Here is a 23,541-nt window from a genome sequence, read left to right as displayed (position 1 = left end):
AAAACAATGGCAGAACGCAAAGCCACAGTGGCCAGCCGGGTGGGGCTCCATGCCCGTCCGGCATCAATATTCGCCGAAGCTGCCGCAGCCTCGCCGGTGGACGTGACCATAGCGATGGAAGGGACTCCGGCTGAGGAGGCGATGGACGCCTCCAGCATGCTTTCGCTGATGAGCCTGGGTGCCTCGCACGGAGACGTGGTGGTGCTCCGCTCGGACGGCCCCGGCGCTGAAAATGCCTTGGAGGATCTGGCCCGGGTGCTGGAAACGGACCTGGACGCACAATGATCCCGGGGCTGGCGACCCGGCCTTCCGCCTTAAAGTGACGAAGCCAGCGGCGCTGCCGCTGGCTTCGTTGCAACCTCACGCTGACCCCCCACAGGCAGCGGATGTTACATATTCATTATTCTGACACATGCGCATGAAAATGTGAACAAGTTTATCTAATCGTCACTTTACGTATGTTTGCATCAGGGGCGTTTGCTTAATTCGCTTCTTTGAGGCGATCCGTTGGCTGCCCAGCAAGGCCAGGCCCACGGTCGTGAGAATGATCGAGGAATACGGCACCAAGTGGTCCCAGGGATTCACGTCCAGGGGCGTAACGTCCTGGATTGCATAAAGCACGACGCCGATCAGACCGACACCCAGCAGTCCGGCTCCGGCCCGCATCAGGGACGGACGCCGGCGGTGCGCGGCTATGTGCAGGGCAGGGCCAACGAGACAGGCAGCTACATATCCCGGATAGACCCGCCCAAGAATCCCGTAGAGCATCACCGGCAGCTGCCCTCCGTAGTTCCGCAGGCCCGGCGAGGATACCGGCAGGTCCGCCAGGATAAACAGCACCACGGTGGCAATCCCCACCGCGATTACGACGGCGACACCGGCCGGGCCGGCGATCAGGCGGCCTGCTCCGGGGGCACGGAAGGCAACAGCAGCCTTCACACCAAGGATCAGGAAGAAGCCGTACATCGCGAAACGGATAATCACATTTGCAATGTTGACGCCGCCCAACGCGTTGTCGACCGCCAAATAGACTGGCGAGATCCCCAGTGCAATGGCAATGCAGAGCATCAGGAGTGCCCAAAAGAGCAGCGGGTTCCGCCCCTTCACCGCCGAGGGCAGGCGGGTCAATGCGAAAAGGCCGGATACGGCGAGCGCACCAACCTGAAACGCGGTGGCAATGCTCATCCCAGGTTCTCCAACAACGTCAGTTCATTTTCATTATCGTGTTCAAGCTTTTTCATCATCTTCCCCAAATAATCCAGCCGGTCCCGGGCCAGCAGGACCAGTTCGGAATCGCTGAGGGACGCCAGCGCCTGCTCTTGTCCGCCCTGGGGCCATCCGGCCTCATCCGGGGTGACCAAACCGATGGCGACCAATCCGCCGGGCAGGGACACGCCGGCGATCCGTGCCGCTTCCACGGCAAGCTCGGGTGCGAGGCGGCCTGCAGAGAGCTGCGCCGAAATGTTCTGCGGCGCAACCCCGGACTTGGCGCTGAGGCGTTGGCGCAGGTCCCCCGGATCCACCGCCTCGAACCAGGAGCGGATGGCGTTCCCGTGTCCGAACCCGGCGAGATCGGGCCCCTCCGGCCCAGCCGGTCCTTCCTGGGTAGCCCGGGCCAAAATCATCTTCAGGATGCAGACGTAGGACACCTGGCTGATCAGTTCGGCGGTGGTGGGACGCCACGGTCCGCTGAGCAGATCGGCGTATTCCTCAAAGTCAGAGAGGGCTTCCACCGGGTTCTTACCGTAGGCGCGGGCCACGCGGACCACGGTGATTTCGGAGACCTTGCCGCGGACAATCTGCTGGGCAAGCGTGGAGCGCTTGATGCCGGTCCGGCGGCAGAGGGCGGCATTGGACTCACCCGGAGCAACTGCAGCCCGCCAACTCTGGAAAGACCTGGCAGGCAGCGCCATCCCGTCCCCCTCAATTGGATTTACTCCGACAACTGGAAGTATACTGTTGGAACTGGCTTCCCCTTCTGCGTTCCCCCCATATGCAGAGCGGGAAGCCAGCTCCAATTAACGCACACTTTGCGGATGGTCCTCAGCCCTGCGGCCAGGACACGTGATGGCTGTACTCCGGGTGTTTGCCGAGGTAGGCGGCCATATAGGAGCAGTAGGGCTTGATCCGCCGGCCGTCGCCGATGATGTCATCCACGGCATATTTCGCCAGCCGGGACGAGTAGCCCTGATGCCGGAAGGCCGGCTCCACCACCGTGTGGGTCAGCGCCACCGCATCAGGTTCAATCCGGTAGTCGGCAATACCCACCAGTTCTCCGTCCAGCCGCAGTTCGTACCGGTCCTGCCCGTCATTGCGCGAGACACTGATGTCTTTGGTTGTCATAGGCCGAGACTGCCACGTCAATCCCCCGCGGTCCACCCCGTTCCCGGCGCGGCCGCATCTACGCTGCCCGGCCTCCCCCGGCAGCCCTTTCCGCCGCTTCCAGGCACCCGGCCAGCCGATCCACCGCTTGGCTGTATGCTGCTGCGTCCTCCGGTGTCCGCACCCCTGCACGCAGCTGGTCCGCTGTTTTCAGGGCCCGGATGAAGTCCCTGGTCTCCGGGCTGCGTACGTCCTGCAGACGGGGATACTCTGCGGCGAGCCACGGGTCCAGCTCATAAGCACTCCAGCGGGAAAGAACATCCCGGTGCCGCAGCGTGGTGCCGTGCACCTGAACCGCGGTGCGGTTCCGTTCCTGCTCCACCGCGCGGCGGCGGTTCCGCCACACCACCCACGCTGCCGCCGCCGTACTGCCCGCCGCGACCGCCCATCCCGCCACAGGGGTGTAATCCGGGGAAGCGGCCACCGCCCAGGCCGCGGTCATGAGCACACCCAGAAACGCCGTGAATCCCACCCAGAACAACCGCTCCCCGTCGCGGGCACGAAGCGCACGGTCAACGCCGGCGGCACCGGTCACCAGGACCAGTGCGAGCAGGAGCAGCGGAGGGATGACGGACCACACCATACCGGACATCAAATGCTCCTTCCCGCTGGCCCGGGGCCGGCTCTTTCCTCCATTGCATCCAACGGGGCGGCAAAGGTCAATGCCGCAACTGCCGTTGCGGACAGGGTGCCTTGAGCCCATACCAAGTATGCTGACCTGTGGATTTGTCCCAGCCGTCCCGATGACTACTGCCGTCAAACGCGCCTTCAGACGTAAGGAAAGCAATGAAGATTCCCGCCCCGAGAGGGCGCGTCAGCGCCACCCTGATCGACCTGCTCCACGCCGGCCGCAGCACTGCCGGTTACGCTGCCCTGGACTCCGCAGTAACCGAGGCCCTGTCGGCCGGCGGTGACCTGCTGCGCGATGAAGACCTGCAGCTGGCCCTGTTCTGCCTGTACGAGCTGCACTACAGCGGCCTGGACGGCGTAGCGGACGACGCCGAATGGGAGCCGGACCTGATCCGCATCCGTGCCCGGCTGGAGGCCGCGTTCGAAGAGGTGCTCCGCCGCACCGTATCCCTTCCCGAGCTGCCCGCACCGCGCAGCGAAGACGTTGCCGAAACCCTCTTTGCCCTGGCCGCCAAGGACGACGGACCCAGCGTGTCCCGTTTTATCGCCAGCAAGGCAAGCGTCGAGCAGCTGCGCGAATTCCTTGTCCTGCGCTCGGTTTACCAGCTCAAGGAAGCCGACCCGCACAGCTGGGCCATTCCGCGGCTGCCGGTGGGCCGCGCCAAGGCCGCCCTGGTGGAGATCCAGGCGGACGAGTACGGCGGCGGCCGCCAGGAGCGTATGCACTCCAAGCTGTTCGCCAACACCATGGAGGGTCTGGGACTGGATGCCGGCTACGGGCACTATATCGACCTGGTGCCGGCCCTGACCCTGGCGTCATCCAACGCCATGTCCCTCTTTGGCCTCAACCGCCGGCTCCGGGGCGCGATCGCCGGGCACCTTGCCGCCTTTGAGATGACGTCCTCAATTCCTAATTCGTTCTACGCCCGGGGTTTTCGGCGGCACGGATTCAGCGACGAAGTCACCTATTACTTCGACGAGCATGTGGAAGCCGACGCCGTGCACGAACAGATCGCCGCCAGGGACCTGGCCGGCGGCCTGGCCGAAGCCGAGCCCGCCCTGCTTGAAGACATCATTTTCGGGGCAGCAACCGTCCTGGCCATTGATGCCATGCTGGGCGAAGACCAGCTGCTGGCCTGGCAGGCCGGCAGCCCGGCGCTGCTTGCGCCCCTGCCCGACGGCGGCCCGGAAGAGGCGGGCCCTGCAGGATCCGCCTTGGCTGCGGCGGCCATCGCCGGCGGTGTAACCCCGTGAGCACCGAATCCGGCGCTCCCGTTCCCGACGGCGAAGGCACCCCGGCTCCGGGCGCTCCGGCGTCGATCGTTGCCTGCCCCAACGGCCCGCTCCTGGTCCGCGGCAACTTCGAGATAGTCACTCCGGACGGTGTCCCCGTGCCCAGGGACCGGGAAACCGTGGCGCTGTGCCGGTGCGGGGCCTCCGCCATAAAGCCTTATTGCGACGGCACGCACAAACTGATCAAGTTCGATACCGCCCGGCGTCGTCCGGTCCCCGGACCTGCACGCAAGGCGGGGCAGGACGCGGCAGCGGAATAGGACGGCTTCCCGTTTTACCCGCTGCACCAACCGCTGCCAACCAACCGCTGCCAACCAACAAGAATGGCCTGCCTTCCGAAGAAGGCAGGCCATTTGTTTTGGGTGCGCCCAGCAGGGCTCGAACCTGCGACCCACGACTTAAAAGGACGTTGCTCTACCAACTGAGCTATAGGCGCACGCCGGGCTGCTGTGCAGACCGACTGTCCCACTTTATCGCACACCGCACAATCGCGGAAAACCCGTGCCGCCGGCCGTCCGGAAGTACCCCCGGGCAGGGGAAATCGGTTCCGCGGAGCGGCCTTGCCGAGGGCTGTCCACCGTCCCGGAACCCGCCTCGATTCTGCCCAAGGGCGGGAGTATTCTCGGATTATGAGTGAGTCCAATTCAACGCCGCGCCATCACAAGCCAAAGCCTCTTGCACCTGTGGACTTCGCCAATTTCCCCGGCGGCGCCGATCCGGCCCGCGTCTCGGAAGCGGCCCACCTGGCCGCGCAGGCCCTGGTCCACCACGGCCGGGAGAGCACCGATCCCGAGGTAACCCGCCGCCTGGTGGAACTGGCGGACCAGCAGGGGTTGGAAGCCGTGGCCGAGATGTGGGCCGAAAGCCCTGCCCGGTCGCTGCCCGGCGCGCTGTGGCGGCTCTATGCCCTGCGCACCTCCATCCAGCAGAACCCGGAGCGGGTGGCCTCCTTCTACGCCGCAGGCAAGGACGTTGCCCAGGTCTCCAAGGTTGTCGCCGGAGTGGCGGAACCGCTGGGCGCAGACGAAGTACGAACCATGGCTGACACCATCCTCTCCGGCGCCTTTGAGGGGGATTTCGACGTCGCGCTGGAACGCTTCGCCGCGTTCTGCCGGGTGGTCGCCCTCGGCCAGACGAACCACGCCGATTCCTCGGAGGCTTCCGACGCCAACCGTGCCACCATGCTGACCCGCAACGCCCGCCAGCTTGTCCGCACTGCAGAGGACCTGGAACATTCCGCGGCGGCGTGGCGGCGGGGTGAACTCGACTGAGGGGGAAACGGCCGCGCAGCACCGTGCCGGTGTGGCGGCCATCACGGTCCAGCCGCTGCGCGGGCGGCCGTGTTGACATCCCCGGCTGAGCGTAGAAAACTGAAATTGGTGTCGGACTGCGGAACCCCCGGGCTTCAACTCTGAGCCGCTTCGAGCGGCCTTCCGCCGAGAGGCGCTCCCGGTCCGGCACCGTTACTTTTCCCCCGCAGCCTTCCGTAGCCCGCACGGGCCAATCGGATACTCTTGGGCCTGTGAGAATTTCTGTCCCGCCCCCCGCCAATGTGCGGCAGCCGGCGTGAAACTTAGACTCTTCCCGCAGGAAAACGCCGGACTTGAGCTGCTCGCCCGGATGGCCGCGCAGTTGCTGCGCGGAACCGGCGTGCTGGCCGAAATCCTGGGCGCGGACCCTGAGGAATTCGACCGCCTCACCGAACAACTGCACCAGATCGATGCCGATACCACTGATCTGCACTTCGCCCTGATGACGCAGATGCGGACCAGTTTCGTCAATCCGCTCCCGCGTGAGGACCTGTACGAGCTGTCCCTGATCCTGATGTCCGCCATGGACTGCCTGGATGCTTCCGCTGAAACCATCTCGCTGTACAAGCTGGCGGGCGTGTCCCGCCGGGCATCCGAACAACTTGAAGTCATCGGCCGGCAGGCTGAGCTGACGGCCTCGGCCATGCGCCGGCTGGCATCCCTGGACGATCTTGAGGAGTACTGGATCGAAATGCTCCGCCTGGCCCGGCGTGCCGAGCGCACCCGCCGGATCTGGGTGGCGGAGCTGATGCGCGAGCACAAGCCGATGGCCTATGCCAGGCACCGGGACCTGGCTGACCAGCTTTCCGGCACGACGGCGCAGCTGCGGCGCGCCGCCACATTTGTGGGCGGCGTCCTCGTGCGGGAATCCTAGGTGGCCGCCGTCCTCCTGGCGGGCGTTGTCCTGCTGGCCGGCGCCTACGCCTTCCTCAACGGCTTCCACGACGCCTCCAACTCCGTGGCGACGTCGGTCCGGACCAGGGCGCTCACTCCCACCGTGGCGGTCCTGCTGGCTGCTGGCTTCAATATGCTCGGCGCACTCGTCAGCACGGCACTGGCCGTAGCCCTGACGGTCCGCTTTGTGGACCTGCCGCCGGGCCCCGAGGGGCTGGGCATCCTGATTGCCAGCCTCGGAGCGGCCTGCGCGTGGGGCGTCTGGACCTGGTGGCGGCGGATGCCGTCGTCGTCCACCCACGCCCTGGTTGGCGGGCTGGTGGGTTCCGGTGCCGCCTCAACCCTGGTGGGCGGGCAGAACATTGCCGAGTCCTACCGCCTGATCTGGGAGCAGATTGCCCTGCCCCTGCTGCTCTCCCCCGTCATCGCCTTTGTGCTGGCCTACCTGCTGGTGTTTCCGGCGACCTGGCTGATGCGGTACAGCTCTCCGCGCCGCGGGGACGCCGGAAACCGGATTGCCCAGTCGGTCTTCACGTCCGCTTTCTCCTTGGGGCACGGCATCCAGGACGGGCAGCGGACCATGGCCGTGCTGGTGCTGGCACTGCTTGCTGCCGGCCAAACAACGGACACCGGCATACCGTTGTGGGTGCAGCTGTTCGCAGCGCTGGCCCTGGCTGCCGGCACCCTGTTCGGCGGCTGGCGGATCACCCACACGCTTGGCTACCGGCTGGTACGGATGGACCCGCTGCGGGGCATGAGCGCCCAGGCCGTCAGTTCGGCCATGCTCTTCCTCGGCGCACTGTGGCTGCACATCCCGCTGTCCAGTACGCAGACCATGACGTCGGCCATCGTCGGGGCCGGCGCCAACCAGCGTTTTTCCACGGTGCGGTTCATTCCGCTGCGCGAAATCCTGGTGACCTGGCTGACCACCGCCCCGGTGACGGCCCTGCTGGGCGGCATCCTGCTGCTGGCACTGAGCCCGCTGCTCTAGGCCCGCTTCTCTGGGCCCGTCCGCTTACCCGAAGCGCCCGGAGACGTAATCTTCCGTGGCTTTCTCGGCCGGGTTGCTGAAGATGACGGGCGTGTCCGCATACTCGATGAGGCGTCCCGGCTGGCCGGTGCCGGCAATGTTGAAGAAAGCCGTTTTATCCGACACCCGTGCCGCCTGCTGCATGTTGTGGGTCACGATCACCACGGTGTAGTCGCTCTTGAGTTCCTCGATCAGGTCCTCAATCGCCAGCGTGGAGATGGGGTCCAGGGCCGAGCAGGGCTCGTCCATGAGGATCACCTCCGGGGATACGGCAATGGCCCGGGCAATACACAGGCGCTGCTGCTGGCCGCCGGACAGTCCGGAGCCGGGCTTGTCCAAGCGGTCCCGTACTTCCTTCCACAGGTTGGCTCCGGTGAGGGAGCGTTCCACCAGGTCATCGGCGTCGGACTTGGAAATCCGTTTGTTGTTCAGCTTCACGCCGGCCAGCACGTTGTCCCGGATGGACATGGTGGGGAACGGGTTGGGCCGCTGGAAGACCATGCCCACATGGCTGCGCACCGTGACCGGATCAACGCCCGGGGCGTAAAGGTTCTCCCCGTCCAGCAGCACTTCGCCCTCCACGCGGGCGCCGGGCAGGACTTCGTGCATCCGGTTCAGGGTGCGCAGGAAGGTTGACTTGCCGCAGCCTGAGGGGCCGATGAAGGCAGTAACCGAGCGGGGTTCAATGTTGATGTTGACGTCCTGGACGGCAAGGAAATTGCCGTAATAGACATTCAGGTCTTTGACGTCGATGCGCTTGGACATGGGTTCCTTCAGGGTTGTTTCGCGTCTAGCGGGAGGTGCGGGGGGCGAAGATGCGTGCGATAAGGCGTGCAGCAAGGTTCAGCAGCATGACCATAACGATCAGGATCAGGGCCGCCGCCCAGGCCCGCTGGGTACTGGGATCCGTATTTGTCGGCGAGGTGGGGCTCATCAGCTGCCGGTAGATGTAGGTGGGCAGTGTGCTCATCCAGCCCGCAAACGCGTTGAAGTTGATCGTGTTCACAAATCCTGCCGTCACCAGCAGCGGCGCTGTTTCGCCGATGACGCGGGCAATGGCCAGGGTAACGCCGGAGGCAATGCCGGAGATGGCGGTGGGGACAACCACCTTCAGGATGGTCCGCCACTTGCGTACTCCCAAGGCGTAGGAGGCTTCCCGCAGTTCATTGGGCACAATCTTCAGCATTTCCTCGGTGGACCGCACCACCACCGGGATCATCAGCACGGACAGGGCGACGGCGGCTACAAAGCCGGTCCGGGTACCCGGCCCGAACACCAGGCCAAAGAAGGCCGCGGCAAACAGGCCGGCCACAATTGAGGGAATGCCCGTCATCACGTCCACAAAGAAGGTGATGGCCCGTGAAAGGGCGCCGCCGCGGCTGTATTCCACCAAGTAAACGGCGGCCAGCAGGCCTACCGGCACCGAGATCACAGTGGCCCAGAAAGTGATCAGCAAGGTGCCCACAATGCCGTGGTAGACGCCGCCGAGCACCGCTGTGCCGTTCTCCGCCGAGGCATTGTCCACGGCGCCGGTCATCCCGCCCATGGAGGTCAGCAGGAAATCCGGGCTGAGGCCGGGCAGTCCGCGGACCAGGACGGTGAAGATCACCGAGACCAGCGGCACCAGGGCCAGCAGGAACGCGCCGCAGACCAGGTTCGTCGCGAGCCTGTCCACGGCGTGCCGGCGGCCCTCCACCAGCCACGTGACGGCGGTGCCGCCCAGGGCAAACAGCACGGCGGAAAAGACCGCGAAGGAGGCAACGGAGAACCCAATCAGGGCCGACAGTGCCGCTCCCAGCACCAGCGCCGCAGCGAGGACCAGCCAGGGCGTGTACCGGGGCAGCCGGTTTTTGGTCAGCATGGATCCGGGACGGTTGAGGACGGGCGGTGTATCAATCATCAGTTGGCTCCCGAAAATTCTTTGTGGCGGCTGATGATCCAGCGGGCAACCATATTCACTGCCAGCGTGATCAGGAACAGCACGAGTCCTGCGGCAATCAGCTCCGAAAGCCGGAGCCCGTAGGCTTCGGGGAAGTTCAGGGCAATTTCGGCGGCGATGGTCTGGTTGCCGGGCCGTATCAGGCTGGCGATCAGGCTGCCGGAGGAGAGCACCAGGGCCACTGCCATGGTCTCGCCCAGCGCCCGCCCCAGGCCGAGCATCACCGCACTGATCACGCCGGGACGCGCGAACGGGAAGACCGCCATGCGGATCATTTCCCAGCGGGTGGCGCCCATGGCCAGCGCTGCCTCTTCGTGGAGCTTGGGGGTCTGCAGGAAGATCTCGCGGGTCAGCGAGGTGATGATCGGCAGCACCATCACGGATAGCACTATGCCGGCGGTGAGCATGGTCTTGCCCGTCTGGCTGGCGGGCCCGGCAAATATCGGGATCCAGCCGGCGTTCTCCGCCAGCCAGTTGTACGGCCCTACCAGCGCCGGGGCCAGCACCGTCATGCCCCAGGCGCCGTAAACCACGGACGGGATCGCGGCGAGCAGGTCCACCAGGTAGCCAAGCCCCTGCGCGAGCCGGCGCGGAGCGTAGTGGGAGATGAACAGGGCGACGCCGATCCCCACGGGGGTGGCGATCAGCAGGGCGATGGCGGCGGCAATCACTGTTCCGATGACCAGCGGCAGGATGTATTTGCCGAACCCGCCGCCAGAGATCTCGGCGGGGTCGGCGGCGAAAGTCGGCAGGGCCTGCCACAGCAGGAACACGGCCACGCAGAAGAGCACAAAAAGGATCAGGCAGCCGGCGGCAACGGTTACGCCGGAGAAAACCTTGTCTCCTGCACGGCCGGTGCCGCTTTCACCTGTTATTGACTTGCTCGACACTGCTCAAACCCTTCGACGTGATGGCGGGGCTTCTTCTATCAGTTTAAGTACTGCACCGCGGAAGCGGAGGGTGCCTGCCCTCCCCGCCCGCATAGGAGGAAGGCAGGCGTGCCTGCGTTGCTAGGGACCGACCTTGATGGTCTCCAGCGCTGCTCGAGCCCGGCCGCGCAGGTCCTCGGACAGGGGTGCGCTGCCGGCAGCGTCAGCCGCCGCGTCCTGGCCTTCGGTACTGATGACATAGTTTCCGAAGGCCTTCACCAGGTCCACCGTGCCCTGGTCCGGGTAAGCCGTGCAGAAGACGTGGTAGCTCACCAGCACCACCGGGTAGGCACCGGACTGCGCGGTGTCCCGCTCCAGGTCCATGGCCATGTCCGCTTCCGGCCGCCCCGGCCCGGTGACGTCGGTGGAGGATTCGACGGCGAGCGCAGCCGCCTCGGCGCTGACGGGAACGTAGTCCCCGCCCACTTGGACGTGCACCACTCCCAGGTCCCCGACGGCGGAGGCATCGGCGTAGGTCACGGCGCCTTCGGTTGCGGTGACGGTGGAAATGACGCCGCCGGTCCCCGACGCATTTTCACCTGCCGGCACCTCTGCGGGCCATTCGCCCGAGGCCTTGTCCGGCCAGGCATCCGGTGCCGCCTTGGCCAGGTAGTCGGTGAAGTTCTTGGTGGTGCCGGATTCATCGCCCCGGTGCACGGCCGTGATGGGGGTGGCGGGCAGGTCGACGCCCGGGTTCTGGGCCGTGATGGCCGGATCGTTCCAAACCGTGATTTCGCCGCGGAAGATTCCCGCGATGGTGGCCGCGTCCAGGTTCAACTCCTTGACGCCGTCCAGCCGGAAGGCCACCGCGATGGGAGAAATGTAGACGGGCACGTGGATGGCGCCCTCCGGGCCGCAGACCTCTGCAGCGGCGGCGGCTTCTTCATCGTCGAGATACGCGTCGGTGCCGGCGAACTGCACACCGCCGGCCAGCAGCGCTTCCCGGCCGGCACCGGAGCCGTCCGGGGAGTACTGCACTGATGCCTGCGGGTTGGCGGCACTGAAACCGGCAATCCATGCCTGCATGGCTGAATCCTGGGAGGTGGCGCCGGCACCCGAGAGCGTGCCGGCAACGGTGCTTTCGGTGCCACCGGAGGGTGTGGCGGCCGGCGCCGCGGTATCCGTGCCGCAGGCGGCCAGGCCCAGCACGGCCGCAAGGGAAATACTCAGTACGGAGGCATAGCGGCGTGGATGTGAAACCTTCACCATCGTGTCCCTTTCAAGGGGTTGTCCGGCACCGATGTGCCGGAAGCTGTTCGCATGGACTTGCTGGAACCACGAACACGTTCCTGTCCCAGCGTGGCGAAGCAAGGTGAACGGAAAGTTAACGCCGTCAGGGCATCCGGGGAACATCCCATTGCCTGTCGGAGGTGACGCCGGATACAGCTTGCCTGTCCCTCCCCCTAGACTGGATCCATGCCCCAACGCAGCTCCTTCGCCAAAAGCCGGGGTTTCCTGCGGAACCGGGCCCGGGTAGGTCTGCAGCGCAGCCGAAACTCCGTGGTTCCGGCCCTGCAGATGACGGTCTGCGCCGTGGGTGCGTATGCCTTCGCGGAATACGTCCTGGGCCACCAGGGCCCGCTCTTCGCGGCCACAGCCGCCCTGATCTCGCTCGGCTTTTCCCGGGAACCGCGCACCCGCCGCGTCCTGGAAGTCGGGGTGGGCTGCACCTTGGGCATCACGGTGGGGGAAATCCTGCTGACGCTGCTGGGCAACGGGCTGATTCAGGCCGCAGTGGTCCTGTTTGTATCCGTGATGCTGGCGCGCTTCCTGGACCGGGGCGTCATCTTCACCACGCAGCTTGGCCTGCAGTCCCTGCTGGTGGTTCTGCTGCCTGCACCGGACGGCGGCGTTTTCACCCGCAGTGTTGATGCCATTGTGGGCGGGGTGTTTGCCCTGCTGGTAACCATGCTGGCGCCGCGGGATCCGCGCCGCGAACCCAAATCCAATATCCGCGAACTGCTGAACGAGCTATCCGCCGTGCTGCGCCAGTGTTCCGAAGCGATCGCCAAGAGCGATTCCACCATTGCCTGGCATGCGCTGGTCCGGGCCCGCAACACCCAGCCGCAGCTGGACACCTTGGCCCGCAGCGTCCGGGACGCCCGCGAAGTGGCACGGATTTCGCCGGCTTACCGGAGGTACTTGGCGGAACTGGGAGATCTGCGCGGATCCATCGGCTACCTGGACCTGGCGGTCCGCAACAGCCGGGTCTTCGCCCGCCGCACGACGTCGGCCATCAACCATGCCTCGCTCAACGACGACGCGATCGAGAACGTGGCGGAGATACTGACCGACACGGCCGACGCCGTCGACATCCTTGCCCGGGCACTGGGCGGCGGGGAAAGCGGAGACGCACGGCTGCGGCACCTGCGGCAGGCACGCAACGAACTGGCCGTCGTCGGATCGCGGCTGCACCCCGCGGCCCTGGGTATTACTGACCTGCAGGGCGATGCGCTGATCATGCTGTTCCGGCCGTTGGTGGTGGACCTGCTCGAGTCCACCGGCCTCACCCACGAAGAAGCCATCGGCTACCTTTCCGAGGTCTGACCCGCGCTGGTGGCCGGCCATGCCCGCTTCTGCCCGCAGGCAGGACTGTCAGTGCCCCGGGATAGCCTGAGGTTATGGCAACAAAGACTGCACGGTCGAAGACCGCCAATTTCCGCTGCTCGGAATGCGGCTGGACCACGGCCAAATGGGTGGGACGCTGCGGCGAGTGCCAGGCGTGGGGAACGGTGGAGGAATCCGGCGAGGTCCTGGCCCGCACCACAGCCGCCACCGTGGTGGCCCGTCCGGCGCAGCGGATCGGCGAGGTGGATGCCACCACCGCTGCCTACCAGGCCACCGGTGTGGGCGAACTGGACCGGGTGCTGGGCGGCGGTCTGGTGCCCGGCGCCGTCATCCTCCTGGCCGGCGAGCCGGGGGTGGGCAAGTCCACACTGCTCCTGGATGTGGCCTCGCGCGTGGCAGGCGCCGGCCGCGACGTCCTGTACGTGACGGGCGAGGAATCCACGGCGCAGGTGAAGCTGCGCGCCGAGCGCATCGGTGCGGTATCGGACAACCTCTACCTCAGTGCCGAAACAGACCTGGGCCAGGCGCTGGGGCAGGTGGAGCAGGTGGCTCCGGGGCTGCTGATCGTGGACTCGGTCCAGACCCTGAGCAGCACCGCGGTGGACGGCAGCGCCGGCGGCGTCAGCCAGGTCCGTGAAGTTGCCGCGTCACTTATCAATGCCGCCAAGACCCGCAACATGACAACCCTGCTGGTTGGGCACGTCACCAAGGATGGTTCCATTGCCGGCCCGCGGCTGCTGGAACACCTCGTGGACGTTGTATGCCAGTTCGACGGTGACCGGCACTCCCGGCTCCGCCTGCTGCGGGCGGTCAAGAACCGGTACGGACCCACCGACGAGGTCGGCTGCTTCGACCTGACCGAAGACGGCATCGAGGGGCTGGCCGATCCCAGCGGCCTGTTCGTATCGCGCACCAAGGACCCCGTGTCCGGCACCTGCATCACCGTTACCCTCGAGGGCAAGCGGCCTCTGGTCGCCGAGGTGCAGTCCCTCGTGGCTGAAACCGGGAACGCCCAGGCCCGGCGTGCCACCAGCGGCGTGGACGCCTCCCGGGTGGCCATGCTCCTGGCCGTCCTGCAGCAGCGGGCTTCCATGAGCTTGGCCAAGGATGACAGTTACGTGTCCACCGTGGGCGGCGTGAAACTGGGCGAGCCCGCCACGGACCTCGCGGTGGCCCTGGCCGTTGCCTCGGCAAAAATGAACAAACCGCTGCCGGCGCAGCTCATAGCCTTCGGCGAGGTCGGCCTGGCCGGAGAGGTCCGCCCCGTCCCGGGCATCGGACGCCGCATCAACGAGGCCGAGCGCCTTGGGTTTACGCACGCCGTGGTTCCCGCTTCCCCCAACGGACCGGGAAACGTGCCCGCCGGGTTCAAGGTCCGCGAGGTCTCCACCCTCGCCGAGGCACTGGAGTTGCTGTTCTAGCCCCTGGCCGGACCTGACTGAAGCGACCGGACGTGACCGGACCTGCCGGTGGCGGTGCCGGTGCGGCTGACCCTTGCCAACTCGCACTAGTATAGGGACGGGCAAGCCTTGCCCAGGATCGTCCAGGGCCCCCGGGCCGGAAGGAAGTGACCATGGCCCGCAGCCCGGAAGACGCGCTGAAAGCAACACTGGCGCGGGTTGCACCCGGAACCGAACTGCGCGACGGGCTGGAACGCATCCTGCGCGGTCGCACCGGCGCCCTGATTGTGCTCGGCTTTGACCGGACCGTGGATTCCATCTGCTCCGGCGGCTTCGACATCGGCATTGACTTCTCCCCCACCCGGCTTCGTGAGCTCGCCAAGATGGACGGCGCGATTGTATGCGACCGCGATGCCAAGAACATCCTCCGGGCGGCAGTGCAGCTGGTCCCGGACCACACCATCGAAACGCATGAGTCCGGCACCAGGCACCGGACCGCCGAACGGGTGGCCATCCAGACCGGATTCCCCGTGATTTCGGTCAGCCAGTCAATGCAGATCATCCAGCTTTATGTGGGCGGGCTCCGGCACGTCCTGGAGGGTTCGGAACCGGTCCTGGCTCGGGCCAACCAGGCGCTGGCCACCCTGGAACGCTACCGGGCAAGGCTGGACCAGGTCACCAATTCCCTCTCCGCACTGGAAATCGAAGCCATGGTCACCGTCCGCGACGTCGCGGTTACGCTCCAGCGCCAGGAAATGGTCCGCCGGATCTCCGAGGAAATTTCCCAGTACGTCCTGGAACTCGGCCTGGATGGCCGGTTGCTCTCCCTCCAGCTCGAGGAACTGACCACCGGGCTCGGCCCCGGCAGCGAAATGATCCTGCGGGACTATGCCGACCTCAACAACGGCCAGCGGAACATCGAGGAGCAGATCGCCACTCTGCAGAACATGAGTTCCTCGGAAATGGTTGATCTGGGCAAGATCGCCTCGGTGGTTGGTTTCCATCCCGGCCAGGACTCCCTGGAAGCAGTGGTTCAGCCGCGCGGTTACCGCCTGCTGAGCAACATCAAATCCGTGCCGCCGGCAGTGTCCAACCGCCTTGTGGACCACTTCGGCGGTCTCCAGAACCTGATGGCCGCCAACATTGATGACCTGATGACCGTCGACGGCATCGGTGAGCAGCGGGCGCGCACCGTACGCGAGGGTCTGTCCCGGATCGCCGAGACCAGCCTGCTGGACCGGTTCATGTAGCCGGCCGCCGGGCTACTCCAGCTGGAAAACGGCGTTTTCGCTGCTGGTCTGCCCCAGCCGGGCGGTGAAGATGTAGTACCCCGGGTTGGGGTTGGAGGCCACGGCGGCACAGCCCGGTGCGGACCGGTTGCGCTCCCACGGGAAGTTGGCCGTCTCCGAAGCGCCCGGCTCCACCTTCTTGACGTAGTCCTGGGCCCCGTCCTGGCAGTCCATTGACGAGAAGATCCGGTCGGATCCGCTGGCAACGATGAACTCCATCTGCGTGGTGCCGACGTTGATCTCGCACGCCGTGTCACTGGTGTTGGTCACGGTCATGGTCAGCAACGGGCTGGAGCCGGCCGGATAGACCACCGCGTCGGTGGAGGCGCTCACCTTCACCTTGTCGGCCGGGCAGGCGGACCCCGCCGGCTTCGCGGCCGTCGGGGTGGCAGAGGGCGTTGCCGGGGCGGGCGCCGCGGCAACGGGTGTTCCGGCGGGTACGCTGCCTGCCGGACTCTGGGTTGGTCCGGGAACGGTTGCAGGGACGGACTGTTCATCCGGGGACAGGGCCCTGACCACCGAGGTCACGGCGAGGATCAGCCCGACCAGGACCAGCACGGCAAGAACGCCGGCCACCAGCCTGCGCCGGCGGTAGACCGCCGGGCTTGGCCGCCTGGGCGCACCCGGGCGCTGCAGCTGCTCAGTTCCTTTCCCGTCCATGCTTCAAGGCTAGGTATTAGGGGTGCGATTACTGGGCACACCACGCCGATCAGTAGAGTATTGCTGGTCATAACAAGGGAGCGCCGGATGGATCCGCAGGCAGAAACGCTGCACCGCAGTATTACTGAGTGGTTCTCGGCCAATGCCCGCACGCTGCCGTGGCGGGATCCCGAATGCAGCCCTTGGGGCGTATTGGCCAGCGAAATCATGCTCCAGCAGACACCTGTGGTCCGTGTCCTGCCCGTCTGGGAGGAATGGATGCGGCGCTGGCCCACCCCCGCAGCTCTGGCCGCCGAGCCCAGCGGTGAGGCCGTGCGGGCCTGGGGCCGGCTCGGCTATCCGCGCCGCGCGCTGCGGCTGCATGCCGCGGCCACCGCCATTACCGCGGATTCCGCCGGCGAGGTTCCCTCCACGCACGCCGCACTGCTGGCCCTCCCCGGCGTCGGGGACTACACCGCGGCGGCGGTGGCGGCTTTCGCCTTCGGCAGGCGCGAGTGCGTGGTGGACACCAATATCCGACGGGTGCATGCCCGCGCCGTGACCGGCGACGCCCTGCCCTCGCCTTCCCTCACTGCTGCGGAAATGCGGCTGGCCCGTTCCCTCCTGCCCGCCGACCGCGTCGAATCAGTAGCCTGGAACGCGGCGGTGATGGAACTGGGCGCGCTGATCTGCACCGCCCGCAGCCCGCGGTGCGCCGAATGTCCGGTCCTGGACCGCTGCGCATGGGTGGCCGCCGGCCGTCCCGAACCGCACTATACGGCCAAAGGCCAGGCCTGGGCGGGAACGGACCGGCAGGTACGCGGCGCCATGCTGGCCGTGCTGCGGCACGCGACGGGACCGGTACGCCGGGAACTGCTGCTGCACGCTCCCGTTGACCTGGCAACGGAGCCGCGGGCGGCAGCGGAACTGTCTCCGCTTCAGGCCCTGCACCGGCTGCAGGCACCCCAGGAGCAGCTGGAACGTGCCTTGGCAGGGTTGATCAAGGACCGGCTCGCCGCCGAAGATGACCACGGAGTGTCGCTTCCGCTGTAATGCCGGCTGCGGCGACCGGCCCCGCGCTACATTTCTCCGAAACCGTTGCGGACCTCTGCACCGAGCAGTTCAATGGCCCGGTCAGCGTCCGGTCCCGTTGCGGTGGCACTGAGCGTTTCACCCGGTTTCAGCCCGAGGGTCATCAGCATCATGACGGATTTTCCATCTACGCCGTTGATGGTAATTTCCGCATCGAGATCCGCCAGCAGCTGCGCCACCGCAGCGGCCGGGCGCGCATGCAGGCCCATCGGGTTCACCAGCGTCCACGAACCGCTGGCTTCATCCGCCGCAGCGGTTCCGGCGTCAGTCCCGGCCGCCTCGGTCCCGGAGTCAGTCCCGGCTGCCTGCCCGGCGTCAGTGCCGGGCGCCGCAGGCTGCACAGCTGCTTCGGCGGCAGCCAGCACCTCGGGCAATCGCTTTCCGGTCTGCGCGGCGACGGCGGCGGCCACGGTACCTTCCACCAACGCGGCGTCGGCCATCCGCACCCGCTGCTGCTGATCCGGGTCGAGGAACTCCAACGCCATCTCCGCGGTCATCACTGCCGAACCCAGGTCCGTCAGCAGGAGCACCCCGTCGCCGGTGTCGGCCGAGGCGATGCCGGCCTGGATTTTCTCCAGGCTGGTGCCGATGCCGTCGTCGTCGGTACCGCCGGCGGCCGCAAGATGCACGTCCGCCGCCATTTGCGCTGCCAATTCGCACACTCCTTCGGCCAATTTCCGGCTGTGCGAAACAACCACCAGCCCCACGCTCATGCCGCGGCCTCCGCCGCTTGCACGGCCGCCTGCAGGATCAGGGCCGTGGATGCCGCCCCCGGATCCAGGTGCCCGGCGCTCCGCTCACCCAGATAGCTGGCCCTGCCCTTGCGGGCAACCAACGGCTCGGTTCCGGCCAGGCCGGCCTCGGCGGCATTGGCGGCGGCAATCAGGATCCCAACAGGCGTGGCATCGGCCGCTTGCGCCGTGGCCGCGGCATCCACCGCGGGCGTCCAGGCATCGATCATCGTTTTATCGCCGGTTTCCGCCTTCCCGCGTGCCACAATGCCATCGCGGGCGGCAGTCAGGACGGCCACCAGCTCCTGCGGCCCCAGGGCAGCAGAGCTTCCCGCGGCCGTGGAGGCTCGCAGGAAGGCAGTTCCGTACAGCGGCCCCGCCGCCCCGCCCACCTTCGACATCAGCGTCATGGCAGCGGTCTTGAACACCTCCCCCGGAGTGTCCGGCGTGCCGTCGGTATCCATCTTCTCCACAATGGCGGTGAAGCCGCGTTCCATGTTCTCCCCGTGGTCCGCGTCTCCGATTTCCCGGTCCAGGGTGGTCAGGCGCTGACGGTTTTCGGTCATGGCCTGCGCGCTCAAACGCATCCAGCGGTCTGCCCATGCTGCGTCCAGTTCCATCCCCTACACTCCCCACCGCATGGCCGGCGTGTTGACCGGCGAGTCCCACAGCTCCGTCAGCTCATCATCCAAACGCAGGACAGTGACTGAGGCCCCCTCCATTTCCAGGGCGGTGATGTAGTTGCCCACCAGGGACCGTTGAATGTCCACCCCGCGTTCTGCCAGGATCTGGGCGGCGCGGCGGTACACGATGTAGAGCTCGCTCAGGGGTGTTCCGCCCATCCCGTTCACAAAGAGCAGCACCTTGTCCGAACCGGTGATGCCCAGGTCGCTCAGCACGGGTTCCATCAGCTGGTCGGTAATCGAATCCGCATTGGTCATGGGCACCCGGTGCCGGCCCGGTTCCCCGTGAATGCCCACCCCCATCTCGATCTCGTCCTCGGCGAGGGTGAAACTCGGCTCACCGGCATGGGGCACCGTGCACGGGGCAAGGGCCACACCCATGGACCGGACATTCGCGTTGACCCGTTCGGCAACCTCCGCCACCTTCGCCAAATCATCCCCGCGGTCCGCCGACCCGCCGGCTATCCGCTCCAGCAGCACGGTGCCGGCCACCCCGCGCCGTCCGGCGGTGTAGGTGGAGTCCTCCACTGCGACGTCGTCGTTCACCACCACGGTACGTACGTCTATGCCTTCCACGCCGGCCAGTTCGGCGGCGGTTTCGAAGTTCAGGATGTCCCCGGTGTAATTCTTGACCACGAGCAGCACACCCGAACCCGAGTCACTCTTCACGATGGCGGGAAGGATCTGATCCGGTGTGGGTGAGGTAAACACAGCGCCGGGAACCGCCGCTGTGAGCATGCCCGCCCCAACGTATCCGCTGTGCAGCGGTTCGTGGCCGCTGCCGCCGCCCGAGACCAGGGCCACCTTGCCCTGCACCGGCGCGTCCCGCCGCACCACATAGTCGGGATCCAGGTGGACTTCCACCAGGTCCCGGTGGGCCTGCCCGAACCCCTCCAGCGATTCCGCAACCACGGATCGGGGGTTGTTGATCAGTTTCTTCATGGCGCTGGAACTCCTTCGTAGAACTTCCTCCGGCACAGAACGACCCCCACGTCCGGTCTCGACCCTACCCGCGCCGGGCGCGGTGCAACAGGGGCAGCGCGGACAGCCCGCCCGGGCGTCCGGACAGCAAAAACATCCGGACAACAAAAAGCGGGAGGGGTTACCCCTCCCGCTTTCCATGCCTTGGCGCCCGCTTCAGCGGGCCGGCTACGCTACTTGCCCTTGAAGGCGTCCTTCACGTTTTCGCCGGCATCCTTGAGCTTGGACTTGGCCTGGTCGCCGTGGCCCTCGGCCTCCATGCGCTCGTTGCCGGTGGCCTTGCCAACGCCTTCCTTCACCTTGCCGCCAAGGTTCTCAGCCTTATTCTGCATCTTGTCATCTGCGCCCATTACTGAACTCGCTTTCTGATCGGCTTCCGGAATTACCTGCCGCGAAGGTCCATAGTGCGGCTGGCTTTCCGTCGGCATCGGATGATGCTAAGTACCCTTACACTATCGCGTAAGCCGCCCAATCGCCACCGGAGGCCGGCCGGGACTTACGGCAGCGGACACTAGAGCGAGCGGATCATCCGCGTATTTCCAAGGGTGTTGGGCTTCACCCGGGCCAAATCCAGGAACTCCGCAACACCCTCGTCATGGGAGCGCAGCAGCTCGGAGTACACCACTGGATCCACCGCATTCTGGTTCTCCATGACCTTGAAACCGTGCCGCTCGAAGAACTCCACCTCGAAGGTCAGGCAGAAGACGCGCGCCACTCCAATATCCAGGGCATCCCCCAGCAAGGTCTCCAGCAGGGCATGCCCCACCCCTTGTCCGCGGGCCGCGGGATCGGTCGCCAGTGTGCGCACCTCGGCAAGGTCTTCCCACATCACGTGCAACGCTCCGCAGCCGATGACGTTGCCGTCGCCGTCCTCCGCGATCCGGAATTCCTGCAGCCCTTCGTAGTAGGCGACCGCTTCCTTCGCAATCAGGACCCGCTCGCGGGCCAGCGGCGCCACGAGCCGTCGGATGTCATGGACATCTGCGGTTCGGGCACGGCGGACGGTGATCTGCGAAGCGGACATCATCGGACCAGTCTAGGACTTCCAACCGAGCCTGCCGCCGCGCGGCCGTAACAGGCGGACTCGCGGCGGTGGACCGGGTTCCGGGTCGGGAGCCTGCCGGGAACACAAAGGGAGCCCCGGATTGCTCCGGGGCTCCCTTTGGTGGAACCTTGCGCCTGCAGGGCGGGCTTAGGGGTTACTCCCCGACGCCGGCCTCGATGGCAGGATTAGCTTCCTCGATGGCCTTCGGCACGCCGTGGCCAACAAAGGTGAACTGTGCTTCGTCACCTTCACCCTCGACGTCCACCGAAATCAGCTCGCCGGGCTTGATCTCCCCGAAGAGGATCTTCTCGGACAGCTGGTCCTCGATTTCGCGCTGGATGGTCCGGCGCAACGGACGGGCACCCATGGCGGGATCGTAGCCGCGGGTGGCCAACAGCACCTTGGCCGCCGGGGTGAGCTCGATGCTCATGCCCTTCTCGGCCAGGCGCTTGCCCAGGCGGTCCAGGAAGAGGTCCACAATCTGGACAATCTCGTCCTGGGTCAGCTGCGGGAACACCACGGTGTCATCCACACGGTTGAGGAACTCGGGGCGGAAGTGCTGGCGCAGCTCTTCCGTGACCCGGGCCCGCATCCGGTCGTAACCGGTCTTGGTGTCCGTGCCGGACTGGAAGCCGGTCATGACGCCCTTGGAAATGTCCTTGGTGCCAAGGTTGGTCGTCATGATGATGATGGTGTTCTTGAAGTCCACCATCCGGCCCTGTGCATCCGTCAGGCGGCCGTCTTCGAGGATCTGCAGCAACGAGTTGAACAGGTCCGAGTGGGCCTTTTCAACTTCGTCGAACAGCACCACGGAGAAGGGCTTGCGGCGGACCTTTTCGGTCAGCTGGCCACCCTCTTCGTAGCCCACATATCCCGGAGGGGCACCGAACAGGCGGGAAACAGTGTGCTTCTCCGCGTACTCGGACATATCCAGGGTGATCAGGGCGTCTTCGTCTCCGAACAGGAACTCCGCGAGTGCCTTGGCCAGCTCGGTCTTGCCGACGCCGGTGGGGCCGGCGAAGATGAACGAGCCGCCCGGACGCTTGGGGTCCTTCAGCCCGGCCCGCGTGCGGCGCATGGCCTGCGAGATGGACTTGATGGCCTGGTCCTGGCCGATGACGCGCTTGTGCAGTTCGTCTTCCATCCGCAGCAGGCGGGTGGACTCTTCCTCGTTCAGCTTGACGACGGGGATGCCGGTGGAGTTGGCAAGCACCTCGGCAATGAGTTCTTCATCCACCTCGGCAATGTCATCCAGGCCGCCGGACTTCCACTGGCGTTCCTTCTCGGCGCGCTGGTCCTGGAGCTTCTGCTCCTTGTCGCGCAGCGAGGCGGCACCTTCGAAGTCCTGGGAGTCGATTGCCGACTCCTTCTCCATCTTCAGGGCGGAGATCCGCTCATCGATTTCCTTCAGCTCCGGCGGCGCAGTCATCCGGCGGATGCGCAGGCGGGCACCGGCTTCATCGATCAGGTCGATCGCCTTGTCCGGGAGGAAGCGGTCACTGATGTACCGTTCCGCCAGGGTTGCGGCCGAGGCCAGCGCAGCGTCGGTGATGGATACCCGGTGGTGCGCTTCGTAGCGGTCACGCAGGCCCTTGAGGATCTCGATGGCGTGTGCCACCGAGGGCTCGGCAACCTGGATCGGCTGGAAGCGGCGCTCGAGGGCTGCATCCTTTTCGATGTGCTTGCGGTATTCGTCCAGCGTGGTCGCACCGATGGTCTGCAGCTCGCCGCGGGCCAGCATTGGCTTCAGGATGGAAGCGGCATCGATTGCGCCCTCGGCGGCACCGGCACCTACAAGGGTGTGGATTTCGTCGATGAACAGGATGATGTCGCCGCGGGTGCGGATTTCCTTGAGGACCTTCTTCAGGCGTTCCTCGAAGTCGCCGCGGTAACGCGAGCCGGCAACGAGGGAACCCAGGTCCAGGGTGTAAAGCTGCTTGTCCTTCAGGGTCTCGGGCACGTCGCCGCGCACGATCGCCTGGGCGAGCCCTTCAACGACGGCGGTCTTGCCGACGCCGGGCTCACCGATCAGGACCGGGTTGTTCTTGGTCCGGCGCGAGAGCACCTGCATCACGCGTTCCATTTCGTGCTCGCGCCCGATAACCGGGTCGAGCTTGGCTTCGCGCGCCGCCTGTGTGAGGTTGCGGCCGAACTGGTCCAGCACCACGGATCCGGCGGGCTGGCCTTCCTGCTGCTGGCCGCCGGTGGAGACGGGCTCCTTGCCCTGGTAGCCGGACAGCAGCTGGATAACCTGCTGGCGCACACGGTTCAGGTCGGCACCGAGCTTGACCAGGACCTGCGCGGCAACACCTTCACCTTCGCGGATCAGGCCGAGCAGGATGTGTTCGGTACCGATGTAGTTGTGGCCGAGCTGCAGGGCTTCACGGAGCGAGAGCTCCAGCACCTTCTTGGCCCGCGGGGTGAAGGGGATGTGGCCGGTCGGGGCCTGCTGGCCCTGACCGATGATCTCCTGCACCTGCTCACGGACAGCACCAAGCGAGATGCCCAGGGATTCAAGGGCCTTAGCTGCAACACCTTCGCCCTCATGAATGAGGCCAAGCAAAATATGCTCGGTGCCGATGTAGTTGTGGTTGAGCATGCGGGCCTCTTCTTGGGCAAGCACGACAACGCGACGGGCACGGTCGGTAAATCTTTCAAACATGAGGCACACTCCTAGCTAACGCGTAATTCGATGCTACGTGCCTG

25 protein-coding genes and 1 tRNA gene are annotated in these 23,541 nt (G+C 66.0%); 10 read left to right on the top strand and 16 right to left on the bottom strand.

The window, feature by feature from the left end:
- The first annotated feature begins 6 nt into the window (after positions 1-6).
- Positions 7-285: an HPr family phosphocarrier protein gene (locus tag LJ754_RS06540; protein WP_227912504.1), complete on the top strand. Its 279-nt coding sequence runs from the start codon at positions 7-9 to the stop codon at positions 283-285.
- 162 nt (positions 286-447) lie between these two features.
- Here LJ754_RS06540 and LJ754_RS06535 read toward each other — a convergent pair whose 3' ends face one another.
- From LJ754_RS06535 to LJ754_RS06520, 4 genes are all read right to left on the bottom strand, one after another.
- Positions 448-1,185 carry a hypothetical protein gene (locus tag LJ754_RS06535; RefSeq protein ID WP_227925992.1) on the bottom strand — a complete coding sequence of 246 codons (738 nt, stop codon included), beginning with the start codon at positions 1,183-1,185 and terminating at the stop codon, positions 448-450.
- Positions 1,182-1,913 (bottom strand): hypothetical protein, encoded by a 732-nt coding sequence (locus tag LJ754_RS06530; protein ID WP_227925991.1) that lies wholly within the window; start codon positions 1,911-1,913, stop codon positions 1,182-1,184. Before LJ754_RS06530 ends, LJ754_RS06535 begins: the two co-directional genes overlap by 4 nt.
- 130 nt (positions 1,914-2,043) lie before the next feature.
- Entirely contained in the window at positions 2,044-2,343 is a 300-nt protein-coding gene (locus LJ754_RS06525) for a GNAT family N-acetyltransferase (RefSeq protein WP_227925990.1), read from the bottom strand.
- Positions 2,344-2,401: 58 nt separating this feature from the next.
- Positions 2,402-2,974 (bottom strand): hypothetical protein, encoded by a 573-nt coding sequence (locus tag LJ754_RS06520; RefSeq protein WP_227925989.1) that lies wholly within the window; start codon positions 2,972-2,974, stop codon positions 2,402-2,404.
- Between the two features lie 194 nt (positions 2,975-3,168).
- Between LJ754_RS06520 and LJ754_RS06515 the strand changes: the two genes are divergently transcribed.
- Together LJ754_RS06515 and LJ754_RS06510 are read left to right on the top strand one after the other, a co-directional pair.
- Positions 3,169-4,266, top strand: coding sequence for an iron-containing redox enzyme family protein (locus tag LJ754_RS06515; protein ID WP_227925988.1), 1,098 nt, complete (start codon positions 3,169-3,171; stop codon positions 4,264-4,266).
- Positions 4,263-4,565, top strand: coding sequence for a CDGSH iron-sulfur domain-containing protein (locus LJ754_RS06510; protein ID WP_442860155.1), 303 nt, complete (start codon positions 4,263-4,265; stop codon positions 4,563-4,565). Before LJ754_RS06515 ends, LJ754_RS06510 begins: the two co-directional genes overlap by 4 nt.
- Positions 4,566-4,668: 103 nt before the next feature.
- Here the strand turns inward: LJ754_RS06510 and LJ754_RS06505 are convergent.
- Positions 4,669-4,741: transfer RNA gene (locus tag LJ754_RS06505), tRNA-Lys, on the bottom strand.
- A gap of 193 nt (positions 4,742-4,934) precedes the next feature.
- Here LJ754_RS06505 and LJ754_RS06500 point away from each other — a divergent pair.
- From LJ754_RS06500 to LJ754_RS06490, 3 genes are all read left to right on the top strand, one after another.
- Positions 4,935-5,576: a hypothetical protein gene (locus tag LJ754_RS06500; protein WP_227925987.1), complete on the top strand. Its 642-nt coding sequence runs from the start codon at positions 4,935-4,937 to the stop codon at positions 5,574-5,576.
- A gap of 295 nt (positions 5,577-5,871) precedes the next feature.
- Complete coding sequence (locus tag LJ754_RS06495; RefSeq protein WP_227912511.1) at positions 5,872-6,489, top strand: DUF47 domain-containing protein; 618 nt, start codon at positions 5,872-5,874, stop codon at positions 6,487-6,489.
- Entirely contained in the window at positions 6,490-7,500 is a 1,011-nt protein-coding gene (locus LJ754_RS06490; RefSeq protein ID WP_227912512.1) for an inorganic phosphate transporter, read from the top strand.
- A 24-nt stretch (positions 7,501-7,524) separates the two neighbouring features.
- Here LJ754_RS06490 and pstB read toward each other — a convergent pair whose 3' ends face one another.
- The 4 genes from pstB to pstS all read right to left on the bottom strand — a co-directional run bounded on the left by pstB (position 7,525) and on the right by pstS (position 11,616).
- Positions 7,525-8,304: a phosphate ABC transporter ATP-binding protein PstB gene (pstB, locus tag LJ754_RS06485; protein WP_227912513.1), complete on the bottom strand. Its 780-nt coding sequence runs from the start codon at positions 8,302-8,304 to the stop codon at positions 7,525-7,527.
- A 25-nt stretch (positions 8,305-8,329) separates the two neighbouring features.
- The gene (pstA, locus tag LJ754_RS06480; protein ID WP_227912514.1) at positions 8,330-9,439 is read right to left on the bottom strand and encodes a phosphate ABC transporter permease PstA; all 1,110 of its coding nucleotides are present in this window, start codon (positions 9,437-9,439) and stop codon (positions 8,330-8,332) included.
- Positions 9,439-10,368 carry a phosphate ABC transporter permease subunit PstC gene (gene pstC / locus LJ754_RS06475; RefSeq protein ID WP_227912515.1) on the bottom strand — a complete coding sequence of 310 codons (930 nt, stop codon included), beginning with the start codon at positions 10,366-10,368 and terminating at the stop codon, positions 9,439-9,441. The genes pstA and pstC overlap by 1 nt, the downstream gene beginning before the upstream one ends.
- Before the next feature lie 120 nt (positions 10,369-10,488).
- Positions 10,489-11,616 (bottom strand): phosphate ABC transporter substrate-binding protein PstS, encoded by a 1,128-nt coding sequence (pstS, locus tag LJ754_RS06470; RefSeq protein WP_442860312.1) that lies wholly within the window; start codon positions 11,614-11,616, stop codon positions 10,489-10,491.
- A 207-nt stretch (positions 11,617-11,823) separates the two neighbouring features.
- Here pstS and LJ754_RS06465 point away from each other — a divergent pair, with 207 nt between their 5' ends.
- The 3 genes from LJ754_RS06465 (at position 11,824) to disA (ending at position 15,625) form a co-directional block, all read left to right on the top strand.
- Positions 11,824-12,954: an FUSC family protein gene (locus LJ754_RS06465; RefSeq protein ID WP_227925985.1), complete on the top strand. Its 1,131-nt coding sequence runs from the start codon at positions 11,824-11,826 to the stop codon at positions 12,952-12,954.
- Between the two features lie 74 nt (positions 12,955-13,028).
- Positions 13,029-14,396: a DNA repair protein RadA gene (gene radA, locus LJ754_RS06460; protein ID WP_227925984.1), complete on the top strand. Its 1,368-nt coding sequence runs from the start codon at positions 13,029-13,031 to the stop codon at positions 14,394-14,396.
- A gap of 152 nt (positions 14,397-14,548) precedes the next feature.
- The gene (gene disA / locus LJ754_RS06455) at positions 14,549-15,625 is read left to right on the top strand and encodes a DNA integrity scanning diadenylate cyclase DisA (protein ID WP_227912519.1); all 1,077 of its coding nucleotides are present in this window, start codon (positions 14,549-14,551) and stop codon (positions 15,623-15,625) included.
- A gap of 12 nt (positions 15,626-15,637) precedes the next feature.
- On the opposite strand, the gene LJ754_RS06450 is transcribed toward disA, so the two are convergent.
- Entirely contained in the window at positions 15,638-16,324 is a 687-nt protein-coding gene (locus LJ754_RS06450) for a hypothetical protein (RefSeq protein ID WP_227925983.1), read from the bottom strand.
- 87 nt (positions 16,325-16,411) lie between these two features.
- Between LJ754_RS06450 and LJ754_RS06445 the strand changes: the two genes are divergently transcribed.
- The gene (locus LJ754_RS06445) at positions 16,412-17,356 is read left to right on the top strand and encodes an A/G-specific adenine glycosylase (protein ID WP_227925982.1); all 945 of its coding nucleotides are present in this window, start codon (positions 16,412-16,414) and stop codon (positions 17,354-17,356) included.
- Between the two features lie 26 nt (positions 17,357-17,382).
- On the opposite strand, the gene dhaM is transcribed toward LJ754_RS06445, so the two are convergent.
- From dhaM to LJ754_RS06415, 6 genes are all read right to left on the bottom strand, one after another.
- Positions 17,383-18,108: a dihydroxyacetone kinase phosphoryl donor subunit DhaM gene (gene dhaM, locus LJ754_RS06440; RefSeq protein WP_227925981.1), complete on the bottom strand. Its 726-nt coding sequence runs from the start codon at positions 18,106-18,108 to the stop codon at positions 17,383-17,385.
- The gene (dhaL, locus tag LJ754_RS06435; RefSeq protein ID WP_227912523.1) at positions 18,105-18,746 is read right to left on the bottom strand and encodes a dihydroxyacetone kinase subunit DhaL; all 642 of its coding nucleotides are present in this window, start codon (positions 18,744-18,746) and stop codon (positions 18,105-18,107) included. Before dhaL ends, dhaM begins: the two co-directional genes overlap by 4 nt.
- Before the next feature lie 3 nt (positions 18,747-18,749).
- Positions 18,750-19,751: a dihydroxyacetone kinase subunit DhaK gene (dhaK, locus tag LJ754_RS06430; protein ID WP_227925980.1), complete on the bottom strand. Its 1,002-nt coding sequence runs from the start codon at positions 19,749-19,751 to the stop codon at positions 18,750-18,752.
- A 212-nt stretch (positions 19,752-19,963) separates the two neighbouring features.
- Positions 19,964-20,140, bottom strand: a complete 177-nt coding sequence (locus LJ754_RS06425) for a CsbD family protein (RefSeq protein ID WP_227912525.1) — start codon at positions 20,138-20,140, stop codon at positions 19,964-19,966.
- A gap of 161 nt (positions 20,141-20,301) precedes the next feature.
- On the bottom strand, positions 20,302-20,817 hold the full coding sequence (locus LJ754_RS06420; RefSeq protein ID WP_227925979.1) for an amino-acid N-acetyltransferase: 516 nt from the start codon (positions 20,815-20,817) through the stop codon (positions 20,302-20,304).
- A gap of 172 nt (positions 20,818-20,989) precedes the next feature.
- On the bottom strand, positions 20,990-23,497 hold the full coding sequence (locus tag LJ754_RS06415; protein ID WP_227912527.1) for an ATP-dependent Clp protease ATP-binding subunit: 2,508 nt from the start codon (positions 23,495-23,497) through the stop codon (positions 20,990-20,992).
- Positions 23,498-23,541: the final 44 nt, after the last annotated feature.

It is taken from the genome of Arthrobacter sp. zg-Y40 (genome assembly GCF_020731535.1).
Taxonomy (GTDB): Bacteria; Actinomycetota; Actinomycetes; order Actinomycetales; family Micrococcaceae; genus Arthrobacter_B.
Note: the sequence above shows the minus strand (reverse complement) of the source record. Positions and strands in the feature narration are given on the sequence as shown.